Source organism: Trichloromonas sp. (assembly GCF_041583255.1).
Classification (GTDB): Bacteria; Desulfobacterota; Desulfuromonadia; order Desulfuromonadales; family Trichloromonadaceae; genus Trichloromonas.
The window spans coordinates 1-7,853 of the sequence record NZ_JBFHGD010000159.1; the positions used below are offsets into that span (position 1 = coordinate 1).

Below are 7,853 nucleotides of genomic sequence, written 5' to 3' on the forward strand. Positions count from 1 at the left end.
AGTGACCGCCAAGGGGCGTTTCTATGAGAACGGCCAGTGGGTCGAGACCGATCCGCTGTCGGTCAAGCAGGAATTCGAGATGCCGGAGAATCTCGGCAAGCTCAACATCTACCTGATGTACCACGAAGAGCTCGAATCGATTGCCAAGTTTGTTCCCGGCCTCAAGCGTGCCCGCTTCTGGATGAGCTTTTCCGACAACTACCTGAAGCATCTCGAAGTGCTGGGGAACGTCGGCATGACCGGCATCGAGCCGATCGAGTTCCAGGGGCAGCAGATCATCCCGCTGCAGTTTTTGAAGGCGCTGTTGCCCGACCCGGCTTCGCTCGGTCCGAAGACCAAGGGTAAAACCTGCATCGGCGTGGTGGTTGAAGGGCTCAAGGACGGCCAGCCGCGCAAATATTACATCTACAACATCTGCGACCACGAAGAATGTTATCAGGAAGTGAAGTCGCAGGCGATTTCCTACACCACCGGGGTGCCGGCGATGATCGGCGCCAAGCTGATGCTGACCGGCAAGTGGCAGGGCAAGGGGGTTTTCAACATGGAACAGTTCGATCCCGATCCCTTTGTTGCGGACCTCAACCAGTACGGCCTGCCGGTCAAAGAGGTGTTCATCGAGGGTTTTTAAACCGGCCCTTCTCTGGATAGATCAACCCGGAGCCTTTGGGCTCCGGGTTTTTTTCTTCTTCGTTCAGGCGCAATGTCTGGCGGACAGGTGAGCGATATGGATAAGCAATGTGCGTTGAAAACCGATTTGAGCGGCGTTAAAACCCCGGCCTTCGTGGTCTTTGAAGAAGCCCTGGAGCACAACCTGGCGATTCTGCAGACGGTCATGGAGCGCACCGGTGCCCGCATTCTGCTGGCCATGAAAAGTTTTTCCATGTTTCACAGCTTTCCCCTGCTCAGCCGGACCTTGAAGGGGACCTGCGCCAGCGGTCCCCATGAAGCGATGCTTGGTCGGGAATACTTTCCCGGCGAGGTACACGCCTTCGCCGCCGGCTTCAGCGAAGAGGATATCCGCGAGACGGCAACCGTCTGCGATCACCTGGTCTTTAACTCCGTCTCCCAGTGGCGGCGCTTCGGCGCGCTGGCCAGCGCGCTCAACCCCAAGCTGGAGTTCGGTCTGCGCTGCAACCCCGAGCACCGGGAAACCGAGGTGGAGATCTACGACCCCTGCGGCGCCGGTTCGAGGCTGGGGATTGTCGAAGAGGAATTCGATCCCGCCGCCTTAGGCGGCATCAGCGGACTGCATTTCCACACCCTCTGCCAGAAGGGATCCGACGCCCTGGAGCGCACCCTGGCCGCCTTCGAAGAGAAATTCGGCCGCTTTCTGCCGCAGATGCGCTGGGTCAATTTCGGCGGCGGCCACCACATCACCCGCAAGGACTACGATGTCGAGCGCCTGGTGCGGCTGATCAACGACTTTCGCAAGCGTTACCCGCATCTGACCGTCTATCTCGAACCGGGGGAGGCGGTGGCGCTCAACGCCGGGGTGCTGGTCGCCTCGGTGCTCGATGTCACCCGCAATCACAGGGTCGCCAACGCCATCCTCGACACCTCGGCGACCTGCCACATGCCCGACGTGCTGGAGATGCCCTATCGCCCGGAAGTTATCGGAGCCGGTGAGGCGGAGGAAAAGGCCCACACCTACCAGCTCGGCGGCCTCTCCTGCCTGGCCGGCGACGTGATCGGCCGCTATTCCTTCGATCAGCCGCTGGAGTACGGCGACCGGCTGGTCTTTCTCGACATGGCGATTTATTCGATGGTCAAGACCAACACCTTTAACGGCGTCAAGCTGCCGACGATCTACTATGCCCGCAAGGACGGTGCGGTTGAGCTGGTGAAACGGTTCGGCTATGGCGATTTCAAGGGGCGGCTGTCCTGAAAAAAAATCCGGTTGCCGCAGAGGCACGGAGACACAGTGTTTAAAACAAAAAAACAGGACACCTCTTAACGAAGAGTGTGTCCTGTTTTTTTGTCTGTTTCTCTGTATTTCTGTGGCTAATAATCAGAGCAGCAGGCTGACCAGAGAGAAGGCTCCGGCGGCGATCAGAAATGGATCACATTCGCGGTACTTACCGAGGGCCAGTTTGATAGCGACGTAAGAAAGGAAGCCGAAGGCCAGGCCGGTGGCGATGGAATAGGTCAGCGGCATGAGCAGGAAAGTGAGAAAAGCCGGGGCGGCTTCTTCGAAATTGTAGAAGTCGATCTGGCTGATCCCGCGCATCATGAAGATGCCGACCACGATCAGCGCCGGGGCGGTGGCATAAGGGGGGACGGCGGCAATCACCGGGGTGAAAAAGGCGGCGCAGAAAAAGAGCGTCGCGGTGACGATTCCGGTCAGCCCGGTGCGGCCGCCGTCGGATACGCCGCTGGCGGATTCGATGAAGGTCGTGGTGGTGCTGGTGCCGAGCAGTGACCCGCCAACCGTGGCCAGGGCGTCGGCGGTCAGCATCCGCGGCAAACCGGGGATTTCGCCGTGCTTGTCGACCATGCCGGCTTCACGGCAGACCGCCAGCATGGTGCCGAGGCTGTCGAACAGGTCAACAAACATGAAGGAGAGGATGCTGGCCCAGAGTGAGACCTGCAGAGCGCCGACGATGTCGAGTTGAAAGGCGATCGGTGCCGGCGAGGGGGGCAGGGCGACCAGTCCCGTTGGCCAGGGGGAGACACCGGTAAGAATGCCAGCCGCGGCAGTCGCCAGAATGCCGAGCAAAATGGCGCCTCGAATCCGCTTCGATTCAAGCAGGATGGCGACCAGCAAACCGAACAGGCCAAGCAGAGCTTGCGGGGTAAAGTCACCCAGCTGAACCAGCACCGCTTCGCTTTTAACTACCAGGCCGAGGTTCTGCAGGCCGATGAAGGCGATGAACAGTCCGATGCCCACCGAGGTTGCCAGGCGCAGGGTCAGGGGGATCGCCCGAACCAGCCGTTCCCGTACGCCGAGCCAGGTCAGCACCAGAAAGAAGACTCCGGAAACAAAGACCACACCAAGGGCCGTTTGCCAGGGCACACCTTGGCCGAGCACCATGGTGTAGGTGAAAAAGGCATTGAGTCCCATACCCGGTGCCATCATCAGCGGCGCATTGGCCCAGAGGGCGATCAGCGCCGTGGCCAGGGCCGCAACCAGGCAGGTCACGGTAGTCAGAGCGCCTTTGTCCATGCCGGCCTGAGAGAGGATGGTTGGATGTACGAAAATGATGTAGGCGCCGGTCAAAAAGGTGGTCACTCCGGCGATGACTTCGGTCCGGACCGAAGTGCCGTGACGGTGCAGTTGAAACAGTTTTTCGAGCATGGCAGGTGTCCGTCCGCTTACGGGGTCAGTCCCTTGAGGTCGTTGAAGAAATATTCAATATCCTTGCTTACCCCGAGGCTTTGGGCCTGGTTGATGGCGTGAAAGAGGGCCAGCATGGCGTGGTCATCATCGCCGAGCTGATGATAGGCCAGGGCGACGTGGTAGAGGATTCGGGCGGTCAGATCCTGGTCCGTCGTCTGCAGCCGGGCCTGATCGAAGAGCTGCAGGGCTTCCTGGTGCCGACCCCGGCCGTACGCCAGGCAGCCTCTGGCGTCGAGATGCCTGACCGATCCGGCGGAAATGGCGGTCAGCAGCGGCTCGGCCTCGTCCGGCGCGGACAGCTTGAGGGTCAGCAGCTGCAGCAGCCGGTAATTCAGCTCCGGCCTGGAGGAATCCCCGCCGGCAATGGTTTCGAGTCCCTTGCGATAGGTTTTGCGGGCCTGTTCGGGCATCCCGGCGACTTCGAGCAGTTCGCCGTGCTGCAGGTGCAGGCTACCGTCGGCCGGCTGTTTGCGAATTGCTTTTGCCAGGGAGTCGGCGGCGGCAGCGTAGTCCCTTTTAGCCTTGAACGCTTCGGCCTGGGCCAGGTGCTGTTCAGCGGTGAGGGGGTCGGGGAGCAGGGCGCTGCAGCCGGAGAGCAGGGCAAGAAGCAGAAAAAGCAATAGGGTGGAGATTCGGTTCATGCCAATAGTCCCTCAGGGAGCCTGCCGTCGCATCGAGCGGTCGGCAACGAAAAAAGGCCGGAGCATTAACTCCGGCCTTGGTCTTTCCGAGATAATCCTCAGGGTTTCATGCCGGTAATCCGGAACAGGGCCTCAAGGTATTTTTCGCCGGTTTTGCGGATGATCTCTTCCGGCAGCTGCGGAGCGGGCGCCTGCTTGCCCCAGTCGAGGGTCTCCAGGTAGTCGCGCAGGAACTGTTTGTCAAAGCTCGGTTGAGGGCCGCCAGCCTGGTACAGGTCTTTCGGCCAGAAGCGCGACGAGTCGGGGGTTAAGGCTTCGTCGATCCAGATCACCTGGTCTTCGAAGATGCCGAACTCGAACTTGGTGTCGGCGATGATGATCCCCTTGGTGGCGGCCAGGTCGCGGGCCCGGTTGTAAATGGCGATGGTCGTGCTGCTGATCTTGTCGGCGACTTCCTGACCGACCAGTTCCACTACCTTGGAGAAGGGGATGTTCTCGTCGTGCTCGCCGAGTTCCGCCTTGGTCGACGGGGTGAAGATCGGCTCGGAGAGCTTCTGGCTTTCGACCATGCCGGCCGGCAGGGGGATGCCGCAAATGCTCCCCTGCTGCTTGTATTCCTTCCAGCCCGACCCGGAAACGTAGCCGCGGACGATGCATTCTACGGGGAGCGGCTTGGCCTTTTTGACCAGCATGCTGCGCCCCTCGAGCTGGTCGCGGTATTTGTGGGTGATGGCCGGGAAGTCGCTGACCTCGGTGGCTATGATATGGTTCGGGATGATGTCGGACATCTGCTCGAACCAGAACTTGGAGATCTGGGTCAGCACGAAGCCTTTGTGGGGGATCCCTTCGTTCATGATGACGTCGAAGGCCGAGATGCGGTCGGTGGTGACCAGCAGCAGGTATTCGCCGAGGTCGTAGATGTCTCGAACTTTGCCCTGGTTGATCAGCTTGAGATCTGCAAATTTGGTTTGGGTCAGCGTCGCTTGCATGGCCTTATTTTTCCTTTTCGATCGAAGCCTGGATGGTGGGGGAAACGACAATCTTTGCCTTTGCCTTGAGGTCGTCTATCTTTTCCTGGTAAACCAGGTCTTTTTTGCGGGTGAGGACGGTGGTTTTCAGGGTCTCTCGCTGGGCGTCGTCGAGACTGGCAAGGTCGGCCTCGACGCGTTCCTTGAGGGCGGCGACGATGAATTTGCCGTCGTTTTCGTAGACTTGCGGCGCCGCCGGCTTTTCGGCTGTGAGTTCGAAGGCGGCTTCCGCCAGCTGGTCCAGGTTGCCGAGGCGGGGGAGAAAGTTGCCGTAGGCGCGGGTGAAGAGCCCGGTTTCCTCGACGGTCAGACGCTGGGCCTTGGCCTGGCTCTCCAGCGCTTCGCCATTGGCGACGGCGGCGAGCAGTTCTTCGGCGGTTTTGCGGGCCAGGTCTTCGGTATGCTGCTGGCGGTAGGCCTGCTCCACCTCAACGCGGACCTCGGTCAGTTCGGGGAGACGGCTGGCGCGGCGTTCCTTGATGGCGAACAGCACGACCCCTTCGGGGAGGTTGACCGGACGGGCCAATTCAGCAGTGCTGAGGGCGAAGGCCGCGGCGGAGATTTCGGGGACTTCGCCAAGCCCGTCGATCGGGGCCTCGCGCTCGAAGAAGTTGGTTTCCTTGATCCCCAGATCGTTGACCTTGGCGGCGTTGTCGAGGTCGGCGGTCTTGCGGTTGATATTGAAGGCGTCCATCGCCTTTTCGAAAGCCAGCTGGCGGCTTTTGTCGGCCACCACTTCGGTCTTTACTTCGTCGAGAACGTCGGCCAGCGGCTTGATCCCCGGCTCGATGTAGCCGTCACAGCGAATGATGTGATAGCCGAAGGGGGTGGTGACGATGTCGCTGATGTTGCCCGGTTTCATGGCAAAGGCGGCTTTTTCGAAGTCGGCCACCATGATGCCGCGGCTGAAGAAACCGAGGTCGCCATCCTGGGCGATGGTCCCCTGGTCGTCCGAATATTTGCGCACCAGGGTGGCGAAATCCTTGCCGGCGCGGACTTCCTCGAGCACCTTGTCGGCCAGCTGGCGCTTGCGGTCCTTGGTCTCCTGGTCGGCGTCGAGCGGGACTTTGATCAGGATATGGGAGGCCTTGACCTGCTCGGCGATGTCGAAGCGGTCGAGGTGGCGGCGGTAGTATTTTTCGAGGTCTTCTTCGGTGGTGGTGACGTCCTTGGCGTAGCGGCCCGGTTCGAAGAGGAGGTAGCGCAGGGCCACCGTCTCGGGGAATCTGAAGTCTTCCTTGCGGGCATCGAAGAAGGCGGCCAGGGCCTCTTCGTCAACCTTGACCCGGGTTTCGAACAGGGCGGGGGCCAGGCGCACGAAGTCCAGGTTGACCTTTTCGTTCTGGCGCCGGTATTCCTCGACGATGTCTTCGTCGGTGATTTCGATCTGGCCGCGGATGGCGTCGCGAACCTTTTCCGCCAGCAACTGCTGCTCCTGGCGAGCCTCGAAGTCATCGGGGGTTATCCGCTGGTAATTCAATACCTGCAGGTAGCGCTCTTTGCTGAATACACCGTTGTCCTGAAACGCGGGGATCTGGGCGATTGAATCGATCAGCTCCTGGCGGTTTACTTTGGTGCCCAGGCGATGACTCTCGAGAAACAGCAGCGCCTGCTCGATCACCGTATCCAGCGCCTGCTGCCGCAGACCCAGCTGTTTTTCGAGGGCCGGGTTGAATTGTTCGCGGTAGACGTTCTGGTAGAGCCGATAGAGATTGCTGTAGACTGTTTCGTACTCGTTGAAGCCGACTTCGAGGTCGTTGACGGCAACGGCAAAACCCTGCTGCTGGCCGTCGCGGCCGTCGCCAGGCGAGGTGAGCATGGCATAGCCGATGACGAAGCTAAGAATGATGACGGCGAAGGCGAGTTTGATAAAGACCGATTTCTGTTTTTTACGGATCAGGTCCAGCATGTGCGGACGACTCCTTTTTAGTGGTTTTCGGGGCTCGGAAACAGCGCATTATGTTAGACAATCAAGGGCCCAATTGCAATATCTTTTTCCTTTTTACGGCTTGAAAAGGCCCGGGGATTTTGGTAGTGTGGACACCATTTTACAGGAGGATTGTCCTCCTGCGGTTAAAAGGAGACCACCGCACCGATGTTCAACTTATTTAACGTGATATGGGGGATGTTTTCGAACGATCTCGCCATCGACCTTGGAACCGCCAATACCCTTGTTTATCTGAAGGGGAAGGGTATCGTCGTCAGCGAACCGTCGGTGGTGGCCGTGCAGAAAGACAGCATGGGGCAGAAGAAGGTTCTCGCCGTCGGCAAGGAAGCCAAGAAGATGCTCGGCCGTACGCCGGGGAGCATCGTCGCCATCCGTCCGATGAAAGACGGCGTCATCGCCGACTTCGACATTACTGAGGAAATGCTCCGTTACTTCATTCAGAAAGTGCACAATCGCAAGACCCTGGTTCGTCCCCGTATCGTCATCTGCGTTCCCTCGGGGATCACCCAGGTGGAAAAGCGTGCGGTCAAGGAATCGGCCGAGTCGGCCGGGGCCCGCGAAGTCTACCTGATCGAGGAACCGATGGCGGCCGCCATCGGCGCCGGCCTGCCGATTACCGAAGCCTCGGGCAACATGATCGTCGATATCGGCGGCGGCACCACCGAGGTGGCAGTCATCTCCCTGGCCGGCATCGTCTATGCCAAGAGTGTGCGGGTTGGCGGCGACAAGATGGACGAGGCCATCGTCCAGTACCTCAAGCGCAAGTACAACCTGCTGATCGGCGAGCGGACCGCCGAGACCATCAAGATCAAGATCGGGACGGCCTTCCCGACCGAGGACGTGCAGTCCATGGAGGTCAAGGGCCGCGACCTGATCGCCGGCGTGCCGCGCACCCTGGA

General features: G+C 60.0%; 7 protein-coding genes. 3 read left to right on the top strand and 4 right to left on the bottom strand.

Features of this window, described 5'->3' with window-relative positions:
* Both ABYV89_RS12215 and nspC read left to right on the top strand, forming a co-directional pair.
* A partial coding sequence (locus tag ABYV89_RS12215) for a saccharopine dehydrogenase family protein (RefSeq protein ID WP_432823235.1) occupies positions 1 to 628 on the top strand: 628 nt, incomplete at its 5' end.
* A gap of 96 nt (positions 629 to 724) precedes the next feature.
* Positions 725 to 1,885 carry a carboxynorspermidine decarboxylase gene (nspC, locus tag ABYV89_RS12220; protein ID WP_432823236.1) on the top strand — a complete coding sequence of 387 codons (1,161 nt, stop codon included), beginning with the start codon at positions 725 to 727 and terminating at the stop codon, positions 1,883 to 1,885.
* Positions 1,886 to 2,008: 123 nt separating this feature from the next.
* Here the strand turns inward: nspC and ABYV89_RS12225 are convergent, their stop codons facing one another.
* From ABYV89_RS12225 to ABYV89_RS12240, 4 genes are all read right to left on the bottom strand, one after another.
* Positions 2,009 to 3,295, bottom strand: coding sequence for an NCS2 family permease (locus ABYV89_RS12225; protein ID WP_432823237.1), 1,287 nt, complete (start codon positions 3,293 to 3,295; stop codon positions 2,009 to 2,011).
* Positions 3,296 to 3,312: 17 nt separating this feature from the next.
* Positions 3,313 to 3,978, bottom strand: coding sequence for a tetratricopeptide repeat protein (locus ABYV89_RS12230; protein WP_432823238.1), 666 nt, complete (start codon positions 3,976 to 3,978; stop codon positions 3,313 to 3,315).
* 98 nt (positions 3,979 to 4,076) lie between these two features.
* A complete protein-coding gene (locus ABYV89_RS12235) occupies positions 4,077 to 4,967 on the bottom strand; it encodes a phosphoribosylaminoimidazolesuccinocarboxamide synthase (RefSeq protein ID WP_432823239.1) in 891 nt (296 codons plus the stop codon).
* A gap of 4 nt (positions 4,968 to 4,971) precedes the next feature.
* Positions 4,972 to 6,915 carry a SurA N-terminal domain-containing protein gene (locus ABYV89_RS12240; protein WP_432823240.1) on the bottom strand — a complete coding sequence of 648 codons (1,944 nt, stop codon included), beginning with the start codon at positions 6,913 to 6,915 and terminating at the stop codon, positions 4,972 to 4,974.
* A gap of 186 nt (positions 6,916 to 7,101) precedes the next feature.
* Between ABYV89_RS12240 and ABYV89_RS12245 the strand changes: the two genes are divergently transcribed.
* Positions 7,102 to 7,853: rod shape-determining protein (locus tag ABYV89_RS12245; RefSeq protein WP_432823241.1), on the top strand; the 752-nt coding region annotated here is incomplete at its 3' end.

Bases quoted from the DNA above. Each gene is read 5' to 3' on its own strand.
- nspC (WP_432823236.1), top strand. From the start codon at position 725: ATGGATAAGCAATGTGCGTTGAAAACCGATTTGAGCGGCGTTAAAACC.
- ABYV89_RS12225 (WP_432823237.1), bottom strand. From the start codon at position 3,295: ATGCTCGAAAAACTGTTTCAACTGCACCGTCACGGCACTTCGGTCCGG.
- ABYV89_RS12230 (WP_432823238.1), bottom strand. From the start codon at position 3,978: ATGAACCGAATCTCCACCCTATTGCTTTTTCTGCTTCTTGCCCTGCTC.
- ABYV89_RS12235 (WP_432823239.1), bottom strand. From the start codon at position 4,967: ATGCAAGCGACGCTGACCCAAACCAAATTTGCAGATCTCAAGCTGATC.
- ABYV89_RS12240 (WP_432823240.1), bottom strand. From the start codon at position 6,915: ATGCTGGACCTGATCCGTAAAAAACAGAAATCGGTCTTTATCAAACTC.